Raw genomic sequence first — 22708 nt, forward strand, 5'->3', positions numbered from 1 at the left:
ACTGAACCACTTGTTAGTCATTGCCTTCAACCTGTTGTTCATTAACTTTTTATACCTAAACCTGTTGCAATCAGGAATAAAGATGCCGTAGATAAGCATTACTTCGCCTGTCAAGCAAAGCGCTACCATTCATCGCTCTTTATTCCCTGATTTTTAAACAAAAAGACTTCTCCCGTCAGGGATAGGCAATGAAAGATGCCGTAAGCGGGTGTTACTTCGCTGGTTGAAAAGCATGTAGCAGTACATGCCTGCCGGTTCGAATCCGGAATACACCTGCTGCCAGTAGCTCTTTCATTTTTTACTTTAACATTAAATCTCATGACTGAAACTATATTACAAAAGCTGCTTGAAGTGGAGCAGTCTGAAAACATAAAAATACTTTACGCCTGTGAGTCCGGAAGCCGGGCCTGGGGCTTTGCCTCGCCCGATAGTGATTTTGATGTGCGTTTTATATACGCCCGTCCTGTAAACTATTACCTCGGCATAACAGATATGCCCGATTTTATAGACCTGCCTATAAATGATGTATTGGATATACGCGGCTGGGATATACGTAAAGCGTTAAAGCTATTCCTTAAGTCAAACATATCCTTGTTTGAATGGATACAATCACCTATAGTTTACCGTGAAGCCAGTGATTTTGCCAATGAGATAAGGAATATAATGCAGGAATACCTTTCGCCAAGGGCATCAGCTAATCACTATTCATCATTGGTTTTTAACACCTTACGTGATGATTTGCAGGAAAGCGAAGTAAAACTGAAACGTTACTTTTATGCTCTAAGATCAACATTGGCCTGTCTTTGGATAGTGGACCGCAAAACAGTGCCGCCAATGGAGTTTAGTAAATTGAGACGTTTGATAAGCGACACACATTTTCAGGATACCGTAGATGACCTGCTTGTTCAGAAGCAAATGGCCGATGAAAAAACGTTGATACAACCGGTACCGCTATTGCAAACCTGGCTGGAGGATACGCTTGCTTATTGCCAGCAGCAGATACCGCTGCTTCCTTCAGACAGAAAACAGCCGGATGAATTGAACCAATTGTTCAGAAAATATATACTGTAATGACCTTTGATGATCTGCAACAAAACCCGAAACTGCTCCTGCTTGATTGTATCAGCGGGAGCACTGCTTATAACCTCAACGTTAAAGGCTCAGATACGGATAAGAAAGGCATATTTATCATGCCTCAAAGGCAGCTTTATGGCTTTACGCAAACCGATCAGGTTGCTAATAGCACTAATGATGAGGTTTATTTTGAGATCAGACGTTTTTTGGAGTTGCTTACCAAAAACAACCCCAACATACTGGAATTGTTAAGCACACCCGGCCAATTTGTATTGTACCGCCACCCGTTGATGGATTTAATAAAGCCAGAAGATTTCCTGTCGAAACTTTGCCTGGACACCTTTGCAGGTTATGCACATTCACAAATAAAAAAGGCCCGCGGTTTAAACAAAAAGATCAACAAACCAATAGACGAGGCGCGTAAGACCGTGCTGGATTTTTGTTATGTGATCCATGATAATGGCAGTGTTACGCTAAAGGAGTGGCTTCAGGTAAACAACTTTCAGCAGCAGCAATGCGGCCTGGTAAACCTGGATCATTTCAGGGATGTATACCTGCTTTATCACCAAAAACAATTGAAGGCAGGCTACTTCAGGGGAATAACATCTGGTGCTGACGCTGATGATGTACAGCTAAGCTCCGTACCAAAAGGGGTAGCACATTTGGCTGTAATGAATTTTAATAAAGATGGCTACTCTGTATACTGCAAGGAGTATACAGAATACCGTGAGTGGGAAGCAAAGAGAAATGAGGTCCGCTATCAAAGCACGTTATCGCACGGCAAAAGCTACGATGCCAAAAATATGATGCACACTTTTCGCCTGCTCAATATGGCCGGAGAAATAGCACAATACGGCCAGGTAATCGTAAACCGGCCGGACAGGGATTTTCTGCTAAAAATCCGTAACGGCAAGTTTGAATTTGATGAGTTAATGAAAATGGTTGACGAAAAAATGGAGCAAATCAATGAACTATATCGAACCTCTGCTCTGCCCAACAAACCGGACCTGCAAAAAGCTGAAGATATCTTATTGCAAATAAGAACCGAATTTTATGAAAACAGCCCGCTATAGTCCACTGCCATATTATATGTAAAGGCTGTTTAAAACATGAAAGCACGAAACGATCCGATTTGCAAAGCCGTTTTGTAGAGTTTGGCGTTTCTTTGGCATGTTGCAATCGTGAGCTATCCTCCAATAAAGTCAAACACAAAAGGGCCTTCCAATACGGAAAGCCCTTTTTTAACTCCGAAATCGGAAACCCGAAATCCGAAATCAAAACCAATCTCTATTTGTGCTTCGAACTCATATAAAAAGTAATCTCGCCGCCATTCATGATCTCATTGTGACTGATGAATAGCTTATCAAGCGGTTTGCCGTTCAATATCATCTTTTGCACATAAACGTTTTTAGCGCTTTGATTTTTTACGTTGATCGTAAACTTTTTACCGTTATCCAAATTGATCACCGCATGGTCAACAGCCGGACTACCGGTTGAATATTGATCTGAACCCGGAGCAACCGGATAAAAACCAAGTGAGGTGAATATGTACCAGGCGCTCATCTGGCCGGTATCATCATTGCCCCCTAAACCGTCGGGGGTTGGCTTGTACATCATCGGTAAAATCATACGTACGCGCTCCTGTGTTTTCCATGGCTTATCTGTCCAGTTGTACAGGTAGGCTACGTGGTGCGATGGTTCGTTACCATGCACATAGTTACCGATAATACCGTCGCGGGTGATATCTTCTGTTTCGGCAAAATATTTATCAGGTAGGTTCATGGTAAACAATGAATCCAGGTAACGTACAAAGCGCTTATCGCCGCCCATCAGCTTAATCAAACTTTCAGGATCTTGCGGAGCGAACAAGGTATAGTTCCAGCTGTTACCTTCAATAAAACCTTCGTTAATGGTGCTCAAAGGATCAAATTTTGTTCTGAACGAGCCATTAGCCAGCTTAGGGCGCATAAAACCAACTGCAGGGTCATAAACGTTTTTATAATTTCCCGAGCGTTTAATGAATTCCTCGTAAATGTCATTCCTGTTCAGTTTTTTAGCAAGTTGAGCAATTGCCCAGTCGTCAAAAGCATACTCCAGGGTTGAAGATACCGACACACCACTTTTCTCATCAGAGATGTATCCTTTATCCATATACTCGCCAATGCCTTCATAATCCCGGTGGCGGGCGGTGGTAACGCAGGCATCAAGTGCTTTATTAGCATCAAAATTCACATTACCTTTTATTACAGCATCGGCAATTACAGCAACGCTGTGGTAACCGCTCATACACCAGTTTTCATTACCCGAGTTTGACCATACCGGCAGCATATGCTCAGGACTTTGATCAAAGTGGGCCAGCATCGACTGGATCATATCCGCGTTACGTTTCGGCTCAATGATATTGAACAGCGGGTGTAATGCCCTATAAGTATCCCAAAGCGAAAATGTAGTGTAATTGGTAAAACCATCAGCCTTATGTACATTTTGATCAAGGCCTTTGTATTGACCATCAGCATCCATGTACAACGTAGGATTGATCATGGTATGGTACATGGAGGTATAGAAATTTTGTTTGGTTTCCTTACTTCCGGCTATCTCAATTTTATGCAGTTCCTGTTCCCAAAGCTGCTGACCATCGTTTTTCACTTTATCAAAGTCCCAACCCGGCGCTTCGGTGCGCATGTTATTCAGCGCGCCGTCCATACTTACAGAAGATATGGCAAACTTAATTTTGATCTTCTCCCCTTCTTCTGTTTTAAAGTCAAAGTAGCTGCGGATCTGCCTGCCGGCAATTTCAGGAAAGTTTTTGGTTTGATTGAATTTACCCCAAAAACCGCCGTACACCTCGCGTTTATCGTACTTTTTATAGCCATGCTGATAAAAAGGTTTTGAAAAACTCATAGCGAAGTACAAAGTACGTGTGCGGGCCCAGCCATTGGTTTGGCGGTAGCCTATAACTGTTGAATCGTTAACTACCTTAAGATAAGTCCATACATTTTTGTCGGGGTAGTTATAAATCCCGGCCATCAGGTCGAGTATAATGTGCGACTGATCCGACTTAGGGAAAGTATATTGATGAAAACCAACCATTGCTGTGGTAGTTAGCTCGGCAGTAATATTATTAGCGTCAAGTTTTACTTTATAATAGTTGGCCCCGCTAACCTCATTCTGATGCGAAAATGCCGAACGGTAGCCACTGCCGGGCTTATCGGCCACACCTGGATTGAGTTTCAAAGCCCCAACGGTTGGCATAATTAAAAAATCGCCCAAATCTGAGTGACCGGTACCGCTGAAGTGGGTATGACTAAAGCCTACTATCGTTTTATCGTCATACTGATATCCTGCACAATATTTGTATACATCCGGATTGTAATGACCGTCCTTTTCATAGCTGGCAGTGTCTGTTTCGGGGCTTAATTGCACCATACCAAAAGGCACCGTTGCCCCCGGATAGGTATGCCCCATGCGTTGTGTACCTATAATAGGATTAACATAATCAACCAGCTTTTCTGTTTTGGTTTGAGCCTGGCTATAAACGGCCGTACCTATTAATAATGCTGTAAGTATTCTTCTCATTGTAATCTTAAGTATATTCATTGTTTCCTCTCATATATGAGGAAATTCTGCGTCGCGGCCCCTGGCCTCATAACCTCTTTTTAACAAAGCAACTAATTTATGTAAAGCAGCCCGCTAAATATGGGAGTACGTGGTATTTGTTACAGATACCTGTAAAAAAACGGTTTAAACCGCGGGATTTGAAGCGTAAGCGGCCCATAGCTCATCCACTGTTTTACCTGTAAGGCTTTTCCAGCTTTCGTTTGTGAAAGTATGTTCACGCAGTTGCTTATCAAGTATTTTTACCAGATCGGGCTTCGAGTTTTTTTCTGCCCAAAGCAAAAAACGTGCAGTTACACGGTAAGCATTATCATAATTTTGGGTTGATTTAAATGCGGGTAATGCCCATTTGGCCCCGGCGTTGTCAACACCAAATTTAAAACGGGCATAATCGGCAATCCCTTCGGTTAACCAGCCGGGGCCGTCGCTGTTGCCATAAGCCTGTACAATGTGCATTACTTCGTGAGTAACCACGTCAATATCGCCGGGATGTTTGGTCATGTATTTCGCGCTGAATACTACAGTGTCATTTCCGGTAGCAGCCACGCCGTCATAAGCAGTATCGATAACAAACGTTACTTTTTTAGATGTTTTTTTATTGTACTCCTTTGCAAGCTTTGGATACACTTCAAAAAAGGTTTTGATCAGTCTGTCTTTCAAATCTGTGCTAAATGCAGCATCCTTGCTGATAAAAGTTACCTGGTAGCCTTTTTGTTTAAAAACTTCCTGCGCATGGGCATTCAACCCCATGAACAAGCCCGAAATTAAGAATAGTGAGAAGATAAATATTTTTTTCATGAATAGTTTTGGTTTTTGCGATTGATAATGATTAAACCAGCCAAATATAGATAAAACGTTTTATCATTAAAACAGATTCCTCTGTAATATTATTAATAGTTTTCCCTTTCAATTTGTTCAAAAACAAACGCCTGTTACTCTTCAAACAACAGGCGTTTTATTAATTAAACAATATTATCAAAAAAGAACTATGAAGCAGTTGAATTATTGTGGAGTTATCCCCCAACTACCCCAACCGGCTCTAACTAACCAGGTGAGCAGTATCAGTGTTCAAAGCTACTTAAATAAAACGTTTTACCAAATGATTTTTAAGGATATTCGTGCACCAATACTAAACTATTGTCACGCTGTGGCCTTCGACAGGGTCGATCCCCGCTCGATCAGTTTCGATGGGATCTTCAGATCAATTTTTGAAGCATCAAGTTTGTGGGTGTTGATCTGCGCCATTAAAATATCAATTGCCGATTTTGCAATGTCATAAGTAGGTTGTTGTATGGTAGTAATACCCGGCGGGTATAGGCTAAACACTTCGTTATCATCAAAACTTATCACGGCCAAATCATCGGGGATACTAAGCTTAAGATCTTTGATGGCCTGCAAACCCATGGTACCCAAATAATTGGTGGTAAAGAAAACAGCATCCATTTGTTTTTGCTTTTCAATAAATGCTTTAACGGCCTCAACCCCTTCATTCTTGTCCATATCAAAAGGAACCTTTAAAACCATCTTACTGCTCTCTTTCAGGTTATTATCTTTTAAAGCAGCTTTGTAGCCCAGGCTCCGGTCGTTTAGCTGGATCAGCCCGAGGTCGGCGGTTACCATCCCGATATTCTTATATCCCGATCGTACAAAACAATCAACCGCGTTGTAGGCGCCTGCATAATTATCAACCAGCACATGAGGGATGCTTGTCCCGGGGAAATATCCGTCAATGAGCACTACAGGCTTTTCATTATCAACCAGGTTCTGGATATCTTTTTCCAGCCCTTTCATCGGGGTAATAATATAACCATCAACCAGTTGCTGACTCAGCATCCTGATCATGTCCTTACCTTTTTGCAGGTTATTGTTGGTACTACAATATATAATACGATAGCCGTCTTTTTCCGCTTCCTCTTCAATTACCTTTGCCATCTCTCCAAAAAACGGCCCGCCAATGCTCTCCACTATCAGCCCGATAACTTTTGAAACACCCGTACGCAAACCAACCGCCATACGATTAGGTTCATAACCATTTTTTTGGGCCGCATCCAATATTTTTTTACTGATCTCTTTGCTAATACGGCCCTTGCCATTTAAAACAAATGAAACAGTAGTTATTGAGGTATCGGTAAGTTTGGCTATATCCTTAATGGATATCTTTTTTTTTATCATCGTTTTTAAATTCAGGTTTAAGGTTTAGTATGCCCGACATCTTAAAGTCTTATCAATTTTTAATGTTAAACCGGTAATTAGTCAAACAGATATCTCTGTCAAAAATTCAACTTTGTGCCTTTTTTCAATCAAACCCGGCAAGTTAATTCTGCTAATTGCCAATATTTTAACCTTGTGATATAAACATTTAAAACCGGACTGGTAAATATAGCGTATGGCTTCGATTTTCGACCTTTTTGATGACAATTTATTACAAAATAGTCACAAACTTTCATTAAGATCATTAAAAAATTAAAATGGAAGACCAGTGTATAAAAGATTTCTTCATATCAATTGATAACAAATTAATGCTAAATTTAGATTTTGTGTTTTCCCTGATTAATTGGTATTTATAATTTCATGAGTATAACGCCGAAACTCAACCGCTTTGATCTTTCAATGATTGTTGTGAGCCTCGTAATAGGCATGGGCATTTTTGCAGCGCCGGCAGAAGTAGCAAAAAACTCAAGCACACCTCTTTTGTATTTCGGGGCCTGGCTGCTTGGGGGAGCAGTAAGCCTGTGCGGGGCGCTTACCTTTGCCGAAATTGGTGCCCGCTACCCTACCACCGGTGGCTTTTACAAAGTTTTTTCGTACTGTTTTCACCCGGCTTTTGCCTTTATGATCAATTGGGTACTGGTAATAAGCAACGCGGCCTCCGTTGCCGCCGTAGCGCTTATAGGCGCGGAATACATTAACCCCATTATTATGCCACAAAGCCTGCAAAACGATGCGGGCATCAAAATCATGACCATAACTTCCGTAGTTGTTTTATATATCATCAACTACCTGGGCATTAAAATGAGCGCCCGTACTCAAAACGTACTTACACTTTTTAAAATTGGCATGATCCTGATTTTATGTGCCGCGGTGTTCAAAGGCAATATACATACCGCCAAAGAAGTTATCGCTTACCATAATAATAACAACATAAGTGCGTTCGGAATAAGTTTGGTAGCTGTATTTTTTACTTATGGCGGTTACCAGCAAACTATAAATTTTGGAGGCGATATTATAAACCCGAAGATCAATATCCCCAAGGCTATTTTTTTTGGAATAGCCACTGTGATATCATTATACATGCTTATCAACTTTGCCTATTACTCAGTTTTAGGCATTAGCGGCCTTCAGCATAAAACAACGCTTGCGGCAACACTTGCAGGGGTTTTATTCGGTGCTGCCGGATATAAAATAGTATCGCTGCTGATGTTTGTTTCTGTATTGGCCTTTGTCAACGTAAATATTATGGCCAATCCCCGTGTTTATTATGCCATGGCCGAAGATGGTATATTACCTGCCCGCTTTAAACGTGTAAACAGCCAAACCCAGGTACAGGAATTTGGATTGAGTTTTTTTGTGGGCGCGGTGCTTATCGTCTTATTTTTTGCTAATTCGTTTCAAACCATATTAAATTATGTAATGTTTTTTGATACCATTGGCCTATCAACTGCAGCTATAACGATCTTCATTTTACGGAGCAAAACCAAACATCTCAATAATACCGGTATCTATATTATGAAATGGTACCCAGTTATACCTGTCATATTTATTACTACTTATTGGTTTGTTACTATCAGCATTTTTATTGAAAACCCGCAGGCTGCTTTAATATGCATTTGTGCTTTTATTGCCGGCCTCATTATTTACTATATCACAAAACGAAACCAAAAACCTAACACTATACTTTAATTATGGATTTGTCATTTATTTTAAATGAGCTTGGGGAGGAAAGAGAAAACTACTTTAATGCCGTTTCGCCGCCAATTATGCAATCAAGCAACTTTTGTTTTAAAGATGTTGCGGCACTTAGGGGGGCAATGAATGATGAATTCGAAAGCAGCCTGTACTCAAGGGGGCAAAACCCCACACTCACTATACTCAGAAAAAAACTTGCCGCGTTAGATGGCGCGGAAGACGCCCTGCTGTTCAGCAGCGGTATCAGTGCTATAAGTGTCCCCATTTTATCGCTGTTAAAATCCGGCGATCATATTATAGCCGTGGATAACCTGTACAGCTGGACAATTAAATTATTTAAAGACTTTTTACCCAAATTTGGCATTACCACCACATTTATTGACGGAACAGTTTTTGAAAATTTTGGACAAGCCGCAACCCCGCAAACACGCCTAATTTACCTCGAAAGCCCTAACACATTTTGCTATGAGCTGCAGGACATCAGGAAAGTGACCGATTTTGCGAAATCAAGAGGTATCATAACCATGATTGATAACAGCTATTGCAGCCCCCTTTACCAGCAACCAATATCTATGGGGGTTGACCTTGTGGCGCAATCAGCTACCAAATATATTGGTGGTCATTCGGATGTTGTGGCAGGTGTGCTTACCGGCAGCAAGGCTATGCTTAAAAAAATCTTTGAGCACGAGTTCATGAATACCGGCCCGGCGCTGTCGCCCCATTCGGCATGGCTGCTTTTGCGAGGATTAAGAACGCTCCCGCTGCGGCTGCGGCGCAGCTTTGAAAGTACCCGGATCATTACAGAATGGCTTGTCTCTCATCCGGCTGTACAGGATGTGATCTGGCCTTTTAGTCCCAAATTCAATCAGGCCGATTTGGTTAGCCAACAAATGCAGGGCTGCGGAGGTTTATTTAGCCTCGTATTAAAGCACAGTTCATTTAGTAAAATTGAAAAGTTTTGTAACAGCCTGCAACATATTTTACTTGCTGTGTCGTGGGGAGGCCATGAAAGTCTTGTTGTGCCAGCCATTGCCTCTTTTAGCGAGGATGAATATTCGGCGGATAACGATCACCATCAATTAATCCGGATGTATATTGGTTTGGAAGACCCTCAATATTTAATGGCGGATATTAAACAGGCTTTAGAAAAGTAAACAGTCCCGGCCTGCGCCGGGATTTATTGTTTTTTAGAAATAAAGACTGTTTAACTTCAAACATTTACTCCCACTTCTTAATCCCCAGCTTTTGCATTTTTGAATGCAGGGTTGATGGCGGCAAACCTAATTTAGATGCGGCCCCGTCCTTGCCGCTTATTTTGCCATTGCAACGTTTTAGCACGTCTAAAATATGGTCGCGGGCGTGTTCATCAATGGTTTTTAATCTGTCGGTCGGCATTTCGGCATAAACAGGGCTTTCCTTTTTTCCCTGCAGCTTGGGCAGGTAAACGTCTTTTATTACCGGGCCATCCGTTAACAGGATACTGCGTTCAATAAAATGCTCCAGCTCGCGCACGTTGCCCGGCCAGTGGTATTCAAGCAGTTGGGCCATTACGTTTGCTGAGATCCCCGTTACCGCTTTACCGATCTTTTGCGCGTAACGTGCCAGGAAATGATTAGCCAATACCGGGATATCATCTTTACGTTCCCTTAAAGGTGGAATGATGATCGGGAACACAAACAGCCTGTAATATAAATCGAGCCGGAAGCGGCCTTCTTCAACTTCTTTTTCAAGGTTGCGGTTAGTAGCCGCAACTATGCGTACGTTGATCTTCACCGGGCCTCTGCCGCCAATGCGTTCAATCTCCTGCTCCTGTAAAACACGTAATAGCTTAACCTGTAGTTCGGCCGGCATTTCCCCTATCTCATCCAGGAAAATAGTACCACCATCGGCCAGTTCAAATTTGCCGGTACGCTTTTCAACAGCTCCTGTAAAAGCACCTTTTTCGTGCCCGAACAATTCGGACTCAATCAGTGTAGCCGGCATGGAGGCACAGTTTACCACTACCAAAGGCTTGTTTTTACGGGGCGACAGATAGTGGATACTCTTAGCTATCTGCTCCTTACCTGTACCGCTTTCGCCTAAAACCAATACCGATGTATCAAGCGGAGCCACTATACCAATGTGGTCGAGTACGGTGAGCATCTGATGGCTTTTACCGATAATATCTTTAAAGCCCGCTGCTTTGTTTTTTTCACTCAATTGATTTTGGCCTAATTTATCAACCCTCGTTAGTGAGGGCTCAGGTACATCAAATGGGATGATCTCCTCTACCGTGCTCAGTAATAATCTGTGCAGCCGATCTAACAAGATCAAATGATCATGGGTATAACAATCGGTTTTGCGGCTGTAAAACGAAAAATGAATAACATCCCCTCCAGACGAAAGCAAAGGTAATCCTAAAAACGATTGCATATTAAAAACCTGGGCAATAAGCTTTTTAACGGGAAACTGCGGCCAAATCTTAACAAAATTGCCTGCATTATAAAAATCAGCCTTGGTTACCTGCGGACTGTCATCCTGCATCTGATTAAGCTGTTTTTTATTCGTTTTTGTGATGTTTACCAATTCATCCGGGCCTATAACCTGGTATTCATCAAATCCGGTACGCAAAAATGAAATGGCGTTGTCAGGAAAACCCGCACCATTTTTCATGGTAACAGTTAAATAATCAAACGGTACATGCGGCTGGATACTCGTTGCTATTTTCAACAACTTTTGTTTCCAGTTTATGGGCTCAGCAACAATATTTTTAAATACCTGCTCCAGGGCCTGCTCCTGGCGCAATTTGGATTCAATACTGTTTTGATGACGATAAAATGCCACGTCAAGGGTTATCAATAGTTCTTTTTCGCGGAATGGCTTTACCAAAAAACCATAGGGCTGCGTAGCCTTTGCCCGTTCCAGGATACTTTCCTGAAAATTAGCCGACAGGTATACAAATGCTATATTTTTTGAAGTAAGCACCTTAGCAAGGTCGATACCGTTCAGGTTGCCCTTTAAAAATATATCAAGCAATACCATTTCAGGCTTTTGCTCATCAATGATCTCCAACGCTTCGGGTACAGAATCTGCAATGCCGCAAACTTTATAACCGGCACGGGTTAATATTAATTTCAGATCATACGCCACCAGCGACTCATCCTCAACTATTAATATCTTTTTGTTCATATTTTAATTAGCTGCAAAAGTTTTTCGTTCAATATTATTTAACATCTTCTCGGCCCGGAATTCCACAGTAATTATCGCGCCGCCGTAATTTTCTATTTTAAAACAACCGCCCAGTTGTTTACTTAATGCTTTCATCATTTCCATCCCCAATGAGCTTGCTTTTTGGATGTCAAAATTAACAGGCAAGCCTATTCCATTATCGGCTATGGTGAGTATAATGGTTTCCTCGGCCAGTTGTAAGGCTACTTTAATTTCGCCCCGCTGCGCAGGGAAGGCATATTTTATGGCGTTTGTAATGGCCTCGTTTAGTATCAGGCCTACGGGTACGGCCTGGGCAACGTCAAGCTTAACGGGCTGTATCATTTGCTCAAAACGAATTCCCCTGCCGCCAGGATCATAACAATCAGCCAGATAATTGATCAGCTCATTAATATAAACCGACATATCGATATAAGCCACATCCGAATTACTATACAGCTTTTGATGAATAAGCGCTATGGCCTGTACCCGGTTTTGACTTTCCCGGATTGCGGCAAGCGCCGCGTTGTTCTTCAAAAATGCCGATTGAGTATTAAGCAGGCTCATTACAATTTGCAGGTTGTTTTTTACCCGGTGGTGCACTTCTTTTAACAGCCAGTCCTTTTCATCTAACAGGCCATCCTTTTCATTAAGCAGGATTTGTAACGATAGGTTCTGATTATTAATTTCCGTTTGTTTTAACTGTAATTGCTGATTGCTCCTTTGCTTGTGCCGGTAACCGTTAAATGCCAAACCTGCTATAATGATAAGCGTGGCCACACCGCCAAAAGTAATGTTACGCTGCATGTTTACCTTTTGCAGTTCGGCTTTTTGATTCTTACTTTGTTCCTGTAAAAACCTTATCGACTGCTTGTTTTCATTAGTCCTATATCTGATATCAAGCTCCTCTATCTGCTTGTTTTTGATGGCATTAAACAACGAGTCATCAAGGCGTTTATGGATCTCGAAATGTTTTATCGCAGCTACATAGTTGCCCGATGCAGAATCGACCCGAAACTGCATGCGATGGATCTTGGTGAGTGTGATAGGCCTGATGGTATTTGATGGCAGCGACAAGATCTGTTTTGTATAAATGCCAGCCTTTTTATATTGTTGGGTAAGCAGGTAAAAGCCGGCCATGGTTTCGTTGTAATGAACAAAATCAGTAACCATTTGCTCGTTGGTGGTATAAAAGTCTTTACTAAAGTTAGTAACCTTATATATGTCCATCATTTTCAGATAGTATCGCTCGGCTTCCGGGTAATCTTTCAGGGCAACGTAGATATTGCCAAATGCCTCATACATGTCAACCTTTTGCGCCAGGATCTTTGGTGGTACATCTTTTACCGCCTGTTTCAAGTATGCCAGTGCTTCTTTAGGCCTTTTAGCTGTTATGAAATCATAAATAATGAGGCTCAGGTACCCATAAAAATCTTCGTATTGTTTTCTATGCTTTAGTATCTCTGCCGATTTAAGAATATAGATGAGGCTTTGGTCATATTTATTCAGATCGGCGTATACCAATGCAAGTTTGGCGTAATAAAAATCGGCCAAAGCCGTATCAGCCGTGGCGTTCATACTTTTTATTACCTCGTGGCGATATAAAAGCTCGTTATGCAAATCAACCTTTTGCTTGCTTATCTCGGCAAGGGAGTGATAGGTATAATGAAGTTTTTTGTAACCTATTGCTTTGTACTGTGCCAGCACCTGGCGCAGTTCGGTTTCGGCCAGATCAAGTTTTTTTTGGTTGAGGTGGATATCCGCTATATTCTTGTTCATATCGGCTTCTTCAAGTTTATGATCTGTTTGCCGAAATAAAGCACGGGCTTGCTCATAACTATTTATTTTGCCGAGGATGGCATCTTTTATATCGATGGATATATCATCGCCCAAACGGGCCCAGGTTTTGCCTTCCTGGTATTTATCGCCAATTTTACGGTAGTAGTTAATTACATCCATAAAAATGGACTTGCCCTGTTCCAGGTTATTTCGCCTGATATATGACGCGCCTTTTAGCATCATGGCCTCATTAAGCCATTTTACCGAATGGATGGCAACACTCATTTGTATGGCTTTATTGAAAGCGGTGATGCCGCTATCCAGCACCTCTTTGTGGTCGCCTTGCTTGTTGAGATAATAGCTGCCTAATTGTATTTGTAGTTTAATAGTATTGGTGTCGGCTTTGTTTTTTTGGTTATCGAGGTTTAGTTTAATGGTAGCAATGTCCATCTTTTTTTGCCCGGATACGTTTGGGGCAACGATAGCAACAATAAAACATATCAATATATATTTAAGCATACACATGGCATTTTATTGCTTCAGAGACAATTACAGACAAAACCATAACAAAATCATCTCCTGTGAATGCCACAGAATTGTGATAGGCGATGACTTGCTAAATTTATTCAATTTTATGCAAACGGCATCAATAAGCAGAAAGCTAAATTTTCTTTATTGCTGAAATAACCAGGATCCGGACCGGCATAAAAATCCCGAACGCTGCTGAACCGGTCAATGTACAGATCATGGATTCCATTGTACAGATTATAGATCGACGGAAAATTTCGGATTTATATCCCGGAGGTTCCTACCAAACCCGGTTCTCTTTAGTGTACTCTCTCTCTATACCTTCCAATATTAGTTCAGAGGTTATGCGGCTTTCCTTGCGGGCCAGCATTTGCAGGCAGGCAAATTGTACTACATTCAAGATCCCGGAACCACTGAGCTCATATTTACGCGAGATCTGCTCAAGGTTAATGTGCCCGTTGAGGTTGGCTTTAGGCGGAAATGATTTTTGCCAGATAGTATAGCGTTCATCGGCATTAGGCAGCGGGAAGTTAATAACCGACTGGAACCGGCGCATAAAGGCCTCATCAATGTTATTTTTAAAATTGGTTGCCAGTATTACCAGGCCATTGTGTTGCTCAACACGCTGCAGCAGGTACGATGCTTCCTGGTTGGCATATTTATCGTGTGCATCTTTAACGTTAGTCCGTTTGCCAAAAAGCGCATCGGCTTCGTCAAAAAACAGGATCCAGTTTTTATTATCGGCCTTTTCAAATAATTTGGAGAGATTTTTTTCCGTTTCGCCGATGAATTTTGATACGATCATTGACAGATCGATCCTGAAAACCGGTTTGCCGGTGTATTTGCCCAGCAGAGACGCGGTAAGTGTTTTACCGGTGCCCGGCGGGCCATGAAATAAGGCGCGATAACCGGGCTTCAGTTTTCGTTCCATACCCCAGTCGGTCATTAATACTTGCTGGTAGTTCACCCAGTTTTCCAGCTCGGCAATTTGCCTGCGGGTGGTATCATTGAGTACAAGGTCATCCCAGTTATAGGTAGTTTCCAGGTGTTGTGCCGGGAAGTTCATACTTAGTTTGGGAATAGATTCGGTACCACTGATCAGAAGTTCAACATATTCGGGTTGTAACAATAACCGGCCGGATAAGGCAGGCTCACCTTCGGGCACATCCTCCAGGTATAAAATGTGCTGCTTCGCCAAATTACTATGATGATGAAACAGATCAGCTATCTCCAGCCGCTTTTCCAGATCATCGCATGCCAAAACAAAAACCGCTGTTTGACCGGTTGGCAAAAAGCTGCGCCCGTTACGGCTCCTAACACCACCAATCTGCTGAAAGTCCCCCGATTCACGCATGTAAGGCTGAATAATTTCATCAAAAAACTCAACTTGTAAATGAGGTACCAGGGCCATCATTAGTATAATAACCTCATTGCTGTTCAAGCCATGATCATCAATTAATTTCTCAAGCACACTACCATTTCGCTCTAACTGGGGCAGCAGTGGAGGCAAATAAGTTGCGTCGTTACCAAATACAGTTTGCAACCTGGCTTCAACACAACCGGCTGTATACTGCATTAATGCCTTTAACTGTTTAATATTAGTATCCATATTACTTACGCGGACCGTTTTGCTGTACAACATGAGTTAATTCGTGTGCCAGCAGGTTCATACCCGCAGTGCTTTCCGGATCAAACTTAGCGGCGTTAAAATAAATATCGTTGCCATGTGTGAAGGCCTGCGCCTTTGAAAGATTACAAAGTTCAACCGCCTGCTGCCCGGTGTGGATTTTCACCTGTTCAAAATTGGCGTTCATCTGATGCTCCAATTGCGTACGTACTTTGGCAGGTAAGGGACTGCCTCCACCTTTACTTTCGTTCAGCAACCTGTCGAACTTTGCTTCCGGGGGTTCGGGCCTGCCTTCGGTTTTTTCTACACCGCCGCCTTTTTCTTCCTTTTTTTGTGCAGCAGCCTTATCGTCTTTTTCTTCGCCTTTTTCTTTTTTCTGAGGCTTGCCTTCGTCCTTTTTATCTTCTTCGCCTTTTTTTTGCGGCTCCTTGTCTTTCTTGTCTTCTTCCTTCTTTTGCGGTTCTTTGTCCTTTTTCTCTTCCTCTTTTTTCTGAACCCCTTCTTTATCCTTTTTATCTTCTTCTTTCTTTTGGGGCTCTTTATCTTTTTTATCCCCCTCTTTCTTCTGAGTTGGTTTCTCTTCTTCTTTCTTTTCGTCTTTTTTCTGCGGCTTACCCTCTTCTTTCTCGTCCTTTTGCTCTTTCTTTTGGGTCCCTTTAGCATCCTTTTCCTCATCAGCTCCTTTTTTCTGAACGCTCATTTGTCCCATCCGCTGTGATGAATTAGCAGTTGCCTGCTGTGACATGGTTACTTTATGTGCTACCGCATCGGCCTCCTGCTCGAGGGCGCTATCCTGGTTACCATCAATTTTCCTGGCCTGGAAAAAAGCATCTCCATCCTGCTTGCTTTTTTCGCGGCTGCCATTAAAAAAGGGCTTATCTGCTTTATCCGCCTGTTTCTGACTAAGCGGTTGGCGTGTATTATGGATGTATTTCATAGGAGGTTTAGTTTAAATTGTTTAACAGATCCAATTGCTTTTTGGCATGGGCGGCCCATTCGCCGGCATCATGCAGCAGGTCTTCAAAAACCTGTTTCGCTTTATCTTTCTCGTTTAAATTAGCCAGAGCTATCCCCCGGTAAAGCTGTCCTTTCTTATTTTCGGGGTATTGTTCAAGTAATAGGTCAAGGTGTGCCAGCGCATCATCAAAACGATTGAGGCCGAGGCAAAGCACCCCAGTATTTAATCTTATCTCTTCGTTTCCAGGGTCATATTCCAGGAGCCGCTCGTATTCTGCCGCCCCTTCATTTAACCGGCCGCTTTGCAAATAAGCAACGGCCAGGTGGTTACGTACCGCAATATCGCCAGGAAACAGCATCAAATACCTGATCAGGTACCCTGCAGCCGACGCATAGTTTTTTATCATTAATTGGGACAGACCCGCAGTTTGCAATGCCCTGCTGTTTTGCGGATTCTCTGATAAAACATAGTCCGCCATTTCAAAAGCCTCATCATATCTGCCGGTTGAAAGATAAACCTGTGCCAGTCCCATCAGTAAATTTAGACTTGTGGGGTTAAGCTCAACCGCTTTAAGCCAGCATGTTTCAGCGCTTTCCATATCTGCCGATAACATATACAGTTTTGCCAAGCCCTCCCAGGCCTCAAACTGATCGGCCTTAAGCGTAATGGTTTGCCTGAAAGCGTTTAAAGCCTTATCATACTGGCCAAGCAAAACCTCTGTATTGGCAAGGTTAAGCCATGCTGTAGCATTTTGTTCATCAATTTCCAACGCACGTTCAAACAGCGGCTTTGCTTCGGCAAATTTATTTTGCTGGTAAAACAACATTCCCCTGTTATTAAGCAGGGTAACATTGGGCTCATTTAAATCGACAGCTTTGGCATAATAAGCCTCGGCAGCTTCAAAATTGCCGTTAAGCTGCTGTATAGCACCAAGGTTTATCAGTTCGGTTAGTTGGCTTCGGTTGCTCATAACATCTCTTCTTTTACTTTATCTGCTATACCACCTGCTATATCAGAAATGCTGATTTCAGGATAGGTAACTTTAATATCATCGGTTTTCACATCAAATGGTTCGCCGTCTTTATAGTGGATTGGCAGCGAAACTTTAACCTGCAGATCAGGGCCATAACTAAATGACGCCAGGTTTTTCGTCCACTCTTTTGAAATATCGGTAACCAACAAATCAAGTTCGGCTTTAATGAATGCATTCACATCAAACGTGAACTTAGGGTGTACCTCAATCTCACCCAAAGCGTTAAACTCAAACCCGGTTGTGGGCGACCAGGCCAGGTCGGCAGCCGCGCTTGCCTCACCCTCCAACCCTAATCCGCCGACTATCTGAATACCACCGGTAACGCTGGCCGGGCCGATACTTAAACCAATACCAAGCGCGGCTTTTAATTTTAAACCGGCATGCGCCGGGATCACAAATTTTGCCCCGCCGCTAATGCGTGTATTTTCCGGGTGTGAGGGGTTAAATTCTATCTGTCCAAAAACGTCTTTGAGTTGGCCGGGGCCTACAGCTGCATCAAAATCAAGGCCGCCATCAATAGTGGCCACAATACCGATACTCTTAGGCCCAAGCGGGATGGCGAATATGGGAATCTGGATGGTTGGTACTTTGAACAGCTCTTTATTGATGCTCTTTTTAGGGAACACATCAACAGCCGAAGGAAGATCCAAACGGCCAACAACTTCAATTTCGCCGGCTGGGGTTACCCTCACACTTGCTGATGCCTGCAGCCAATCGGTAACTTTAAGCGTTAACTTACCCGATCCATAGGCGGTAAACTTATCTCCTGCCGGGCCCGATGGTGTACCATCAGCGGCAATAGCTCGATTGGTTGCGCCAACAGTGACTTCGCCTGATACCCGGTCAGCAACGTAAGATGCCTTGCCTTCAATGGTCAGCGCGCCATCGTCATAAGAGATTGACAGCTCGGTATTGATCTTCGGTATTTTAGGTATCGCCTTACCATTGGCTTTTACATGGTAAATTTCATCCGGCCCCCGGGTAACTTCAACATTCCCGCTGCCGCTTTGGATGCCCGGCATATTTTCGTCAAGAACGAAGCTGCCGCCGATAACCAATGTTTCGTTTCCATAAGTAACGTGGATCTCGGCGCTTTTTACGCCTTTGATATCAGGCTCGGCTGTTCCGGAAGCATTAAATATGTTGTTGGCATAATTTATATTGATATGCGCCGATTTAAGACCTTTTATTTTACCGGCAGGAATGCCAATATCTCCCGAAGCGCTAAATTCTCCATTACGATAGGAGGCTTTTATTTGTGCCGGATTGAAGGTTTTTGAGTCAAAATCAAAAGACCCCTCAAGCGCAAACTCTCCCGACGTGTTGGCCATAGCGCCAACTTTACCTTTACCCAGCTTCTTTATTTCAAAATTAGCTTCTCCCTTTATGCCGATTCCTGAGGTAGCTGCGTATACTTCAAGCGAAGTATTGGTGATTTTAAAAGGCGGTGGTACCTTGATCTCTCCCGAATTAAATACCTTACTTATTTTGATACCATCTTCATTAAAAACAATATCGATAGCGGAACCTCCGATAATCGGAACATCGGTATTGATCTTGCCGAATCCTATCAAACCAGACTCACCGATATCTAACTCCGTTATTGTTATGGGGCTTAATCCCTTTGCCTTTAGCCCTGCACTTAAAGCCTGTTTTACAGCTACACCACTTAACCTACCGCCGTATATACCGGGCACTGGTTCAATTGGTTGTGTTGTGGATATCCCCGCCACAAACGCGTTATTCATGAATACTTCAATAGTAGCAGATCCTTTTGAACCCGCACTGAGTATCGTGGCATTGTCTTTATCTTCATAAGAAATCTTTCTTATTTTCAGATTAGCACCGTTTCGCTTTATATGCCCTACCTGAACATTAACATCTTTCTCGGTTGTTTTACCCGCTTCCGGGGCCCATTTAATATTTTGTGTTGCTCCATATCTTTCGCTCGTTATCAGGGAAAGATTAGTGCTATCTATAAGTTTTGCTCTCGCTTTATCTGTATCTGAGAGAAATACCAATTTTTTAAGATGGTCGCCAGCCTCAATTTCACTTAACTCCCAGGCCTCTTTACCGCCGCTAATAGGCAAGCTCCCGTCAAGCGTACCGGCAGTAATGGTATATTTACTCATTACCTCGGCTGCACCCGGCTTGGTTTGTCCGTTGGGCATGGTGGTAATGGCATTCAATGCTGCTTCAACTTTTGAGGTGATCTCTGTATTGATATTTGAACCAGACGACCTGTTTGCTGCGGCCTCAAGCATCCAAAGATTGGAGATGCCATCTTTTCCACCTAATTGTAACTCAACTTTGTGATCAACATCATAGCCATTATTTATTTCATGACCTTTATCGTTCCAAAACGGGCGTGCAAAAGTAGTCTTGAGCTGGGTAATGGAGCCGGTAAAAAGGTGCTTCAGGTTAGTAAGTTTTTTTTCCGACTCAAGCGTCATGAAAAAATTGGAGGCGTTAGCCTCTTTGGGGATCTCGGCCGTTTTTTTATTATTGAAAACGGTATCAAAACCAGCTCCTTTGGTTGCAGCGTCGTTCCAATCGGCAAGGTGTTTGCCCGACCTCTCAGTTTTTTTGAAAGAATAATTAGTTGTTGAGCCAGGCATAAGGCCAAGTTTTAGGCCTGGTATGTTTATTTTAGGTACAAAAAGCGATTCCTTTGATGCTGTTGTATCAATCGGATTTTCGGCGGTGGCAACCTGACCTGCATTACCCGATACATCGCCCTTAGTTGGTTTACGCTGTATTTTCTTTTTTACTCCACTCCCCTGTTGTACCGTATGTGCCACTTCATGCGCCAGCAGGTGCTGCCCGGCCTGGCTCCGCGGATCATATTTACCCGCCCCGAAATAAATATCATTGCCGTGGGTAAACGCCTGTGCTTGTAAGTCGTTACTTAAACCGGCGGCTTCACTGTTGTTATGGATGCGTACCCCACTCAAATCCCTGCCCATTGCTCCTTCCATTTCCTCGCGGGTATTGGCAGGCAATGGTTCGCCGCCGCCTTTGCTGCCTTCAATTTTTTGCTGGGTTTGCGGTGATACATCCGGCGCGGCCGCCTGGCTGCTGCGTTTTAGCGTATTGCCCTCGTTCGGGTCGCCATCGCTTTCAAAAACAGGGCGGCGCTGTAATTCTTTATCGGCCCCGTTTTGTTCTTTCTCCTGTTTATCCTCTTTTTTATCTTCCTTCTTTTGTACGGCAGAGGTAGTTGCAGTGGCAGGACCAGTTGCAGTAGTAGAACCAGTTGCAGCGTTAGCTGCGATTTTAGGCTGATTAATATGCTGAACAACTTTATCAGCCACCTGGTCGGCTTGCCGTTCAAAATGATCGCCAGGTTCATTCACCATCATTTTACGCTGAACCTTATTCCCTTCAAAAAAGGGCGCTTCCTGCACCTGTTCAACATCATGAGCGGCAGAGAAAAAAGGATCTTTCCCTGCCCCCTGCTTGTTTGCGGGCTGGTTTTGTTTGGTGTTTGCAGGTGCTGCCTTTTGCGGTGTCTTCATTGCCATTCCACGTAAAAAGGTTCATTCATCCAGGGCAGTTTAACTACGCCAATGCCCCATGGCAATGATGAAAGCAGGATATCCAGGTCCATCCGCTCTACAATAAGGCGGGCAGGCTGTTCTGCTTCAATCAGTTTCCCGTTGCGAATTAAGAATGCCTCGCGCAAGCCGCCGGGCGAGGTGTTTTTTAATGCTTTCCAGTATTTTATCACGGTGCGGAGCATATTGTCGCCTTCATCAAGCATACGCTGTGGTATTTCAACTTCACGTTCCAATGGCTCGTCAAGTGGCCACCGGCATAAAAATTTTTCAAAATAAAGGTCATATTCAAAAGTGTTCACATTACCGGTACCTAAATAGTGCAGCAGGTGAACGGCCAGTTGTCTTGCGGGCAGATCAACAAAATCGTTATCCTGCAGCAAGCCAAAATCTTTAAAGAAATACTCCAAAAACGGGTGCAGGATCACCAAACCGGCCTGGTTTACATACGTTCCGGCAATTTCTTCTTCTTTTTTTGAGCTTGTTTCCGGAGTATTATCGGGCGTGGTTATGGGCTTATTACTTTGTAGTAGCGGTTTATTTTCTGTTGATTGGATAACTGTTTCGGCTATTTGAATGAGGCTCATCGCAGAAATTGAAACAGAAGCTTTTAACTCTCCGGTTATTAAAGCGGTTAGCTTTTTCAGGATTGCACTATCACCAGCAAATTCACTATGGCCTGTCCGCAGGCAAATCATCAGCAAGAGCTTTTCAATGATCTGCCGCCCGGAGTCGCTATTAAATTCCGCCGGTAAAACCTCTTTAATGTTAGCGTGTATGTTTGTTGCTGATTCACCAGTTATCAAACGCCTGATTTCTTCAACAACAGCGTCGACCTTTTTTTGAAATCCATAAGTCTCGGCCTGAAGTAAAACCATTGCCAGCTTTTTAATAAAAGCCATACCAAACTGGCTGAATAACCTGGCTGCCGCAAGAGGTGAGCTCTTAAAAAGATTGATAAGTTTTGATTGATAAACGTTATCATTGATCAACTGCCCCGATAATTTATTTAACCAAACATCTTCCTGCTGTAGCCACTCTGTTGCAGCAACAGCATACCATGGAAGCTTGCCCGTGTTAAGGAAATAAATAAATACATTAAAAGCCTGCTGTTCATCGGTAAGTAGTGAATAATCAATGACATTATCCGGCTCATCTCCGTCGGGCAGCAAACCGGGGTTTAAAGCTGGCTCAAGCGCCTTCGATAACCTAAATTGCAGTTGCTCAAAAACATCTTCCATTTTACCCGAACCCAGATCAATATCAATCTTATCTATCAAAACATGACCAGGCAGATCCATATCATCCAGCAATTGCTCCAGTTTTTTGAGCAGCACCTGTTCAAAGTACCGCACGGCCTCGTCCTGCACCTTTTGGGCAGTGCTTCGGTGTGATACTTCAATATCAAGTATCAGCTTATGGATGATATGTGTGCTACCTGCCAT

The 22708-nt window shown here is 43.0% G+C and carries 14 protein-coding genes; 4 read left to right on the forward strand and 10 right to left on the reverse strand.

Going from position 1 to position 22708, the window contains the following annotated elements:
• Positions 1–318: 318 nt before the first annotated feature.
• Positions 319–1071: a nucleotidyltransferase domain-containing protein gene (locus tag ACP26M_RS13015; protein ID WP_426589445.1), complete on the forward strand. Its 753-nt coding sequence runs from the start codon at positions 319–321 to the stop codon at positions 1069–1071.
• The gene (locus ACP26M_RS13020) at positions 1071–2147 is read left to right on the forward strand and encodes a DNA polymerase beta superfamily protein (RefSeq protein ID WP_426589447.1); all 1077 of its coding nucleotides are present in this window, start codon (positions 1071–1073) and stop codon (positions 2145–2147) included. Before ACP26M_RS13015 ends, ACP26M_RS13020 begins: the two co-directional genes overlap by 1 nt.
• Positions 2148–2361: 214 nt before the next feature.
• Here the strand turns inward: ACP26M_RS13020 and ACP26M_RS13025 are convergent, their stop codons facing one another.
• The 3 genes from ACP26M_RS13025 to ACP26M_RS13035 all read right to left on the reverse strand — a co-directional run bounded on the left by ACP26M_RS13025 (position 2362) and on the right by ACP26M_RS13035 (position 6861).
• Positions 2362–4671, reverse strand: coding sequence for a GH92 family glycosyl hydrolase (locus ACP26M_RS13025; protein ID WP_426589449.1), 2310 nt, complete (start codon positions 4669–4671; stop codon positions 2362–2364).
• Between the two features lie 144 nt (positions 4672–4815).
• Positions 4816–5487, reverse strand: a complete 672-nt coding sequence (locus ACP26M_RS13030) for a basic secretory protein-like protein (protein WP_426589451.1) — start codon at positions 5485–5487, stop codon at positions 4816–4818.
• A gap of 342 nt (positions 5488–5829) precedes the next feature.
• A complete protein-coding gene (locus tag ACP26M_RS13035) occupies positions 5830–6861 on the reverse strand; it encodes a LacI family DNA-binding transcriptional regulator (RefSeq protein ID WP_426589453.1) in 1032 nt (343 codons plus the stop codon).
• 399 nt (positions 6862–7260) lie between these two features.
• Here ACP26M_RS13035 and ACP26M_RS13040 point away from each other — a divergent pair, with 399 nt between their 5' ends.
• Complete coding sequence (locus ACP26M_RS13040) at positions 7261–8589, forward strand: APC family permease (protein ID WP_426589455.1); 1329 nt, start codon at positions 7261–7263, stop codon at positions 8587–8589.
• A gap of 2 nt (positions 8590–8591) precedes the next feature.
• Positions 8592–9749 carry a trans-sulfuration enzyme family protein gene (locus tag ACP26M_RS13045; protein ID WP_426589457.1) on the forward strand — a complete coding sequence of 386 codons (1158 nt, stop codon included), beginning with the start codon at positions 8592–8594 and terminating at the stop codon, positions 9747–9749.
• Between the two features lie 64 nt (positions 9750–9813).
• On the opposite strand, the gene ACP26M_RS13050 is transcribed toward ACP26M_RS13045, so the two are convergent.
• From ACP26M_RS13050 to ACP26M_RS13080, 7 genes are all read right to left on the reverse strand, one after another.
• On the reverse strand, positions 9814–11763 hold the full coding sequence (locus ACP26M_RS13050; RefSeq protein ID WP_426589459.1) for a sigma 54-interacting transcriptional regulator: 1950 nt from the start codon (positions 11761–11763) through the stop codon (positions 9814–9816).
• Positions 11764–11766: 3 nt separating this feature from the next.
• Complete coding sequence (locus tag ACP26M_RS13055) at positions 11767–14079, reverse strand: tetratricopeptide repeat-containing sensor histidine kinase (protein WP_426589461.1); 2313 nt, start codon at positions 14077–14079, stop codon at positions 11767–11769.
• A gap of 289 nt (positions 14080–14368) precedes the next feature.
• Positions 14369–15697 carry an ATP-binding protein gene (locus tag ACP26M_RS13060; protein ID WP_426589463.1) on the reverse strand — a complete coding sequence of 443 codons (1329 nt, stop codon included), beginning with the start codon at positions 15695–15697 and terminating at the stop codon, positions 14369–14371.
• Position 15698: 1 nt separating this feature from the next.
• Positions 15699–16652, reverse strand: a complete 954-nt coding sequence (locus ACP26M_RS13065) for a DUF4157 domain-containing protein (RefSeq protein ID WP_426589465.1) — start codon at positions 16650–16652, stop codon at positions 15699–15701.
• A gap of 7 nt (positions 16653–16659) precedes the next feature.
• The gene (locus tag ACP26M_RS13070; RefSeq protein WP_426589467.1) at positions 16660–17643 is read right to left on the reverse strand and encodes a tetratricopeptide repeat protein; all 984 of its coding nucleotides are present in this window, start codon (positions 17641–17643) and stop codon (positions 16660–16662) included.
• Positions 17640–21224: a DUF4157 domain-containing protein gene (locus tag ACP26M_RS13075; RefSeq protein ID WP_426589469.1), complete on the reverse strand. Its 3585-nt coding sequence runs from the start codon at positions 21222–21224 to the stop codon at positions 17640–17642. Before ACP26M_RS13075 ends, ACP26M_RS13070 begins: the two co-directional genes overlap by 4 nt.
• A complete protein-coding gene (locus ACP26M_RS13080; RefSeq protein WP_426589471.1) occupies positions 21221–22708 on the reverse strand; it encodes a contractile injection system tape measure protein in 1488 nt (495 codons plus the stop codon). Before ACP26M_RS13080 ends, ACP26M_RS13075 begins: the two co-directional genes overlap by 4 nt.

Source organism: Mucilaginibacter sp. R-33 (genome assembly GCF_049949235.1).
Lineage (GTDB): Bacteria > Bacteroidota > Bacteroidia > Sphingobacteriales > Sphingobacteriaceae > Mucilaginibacter.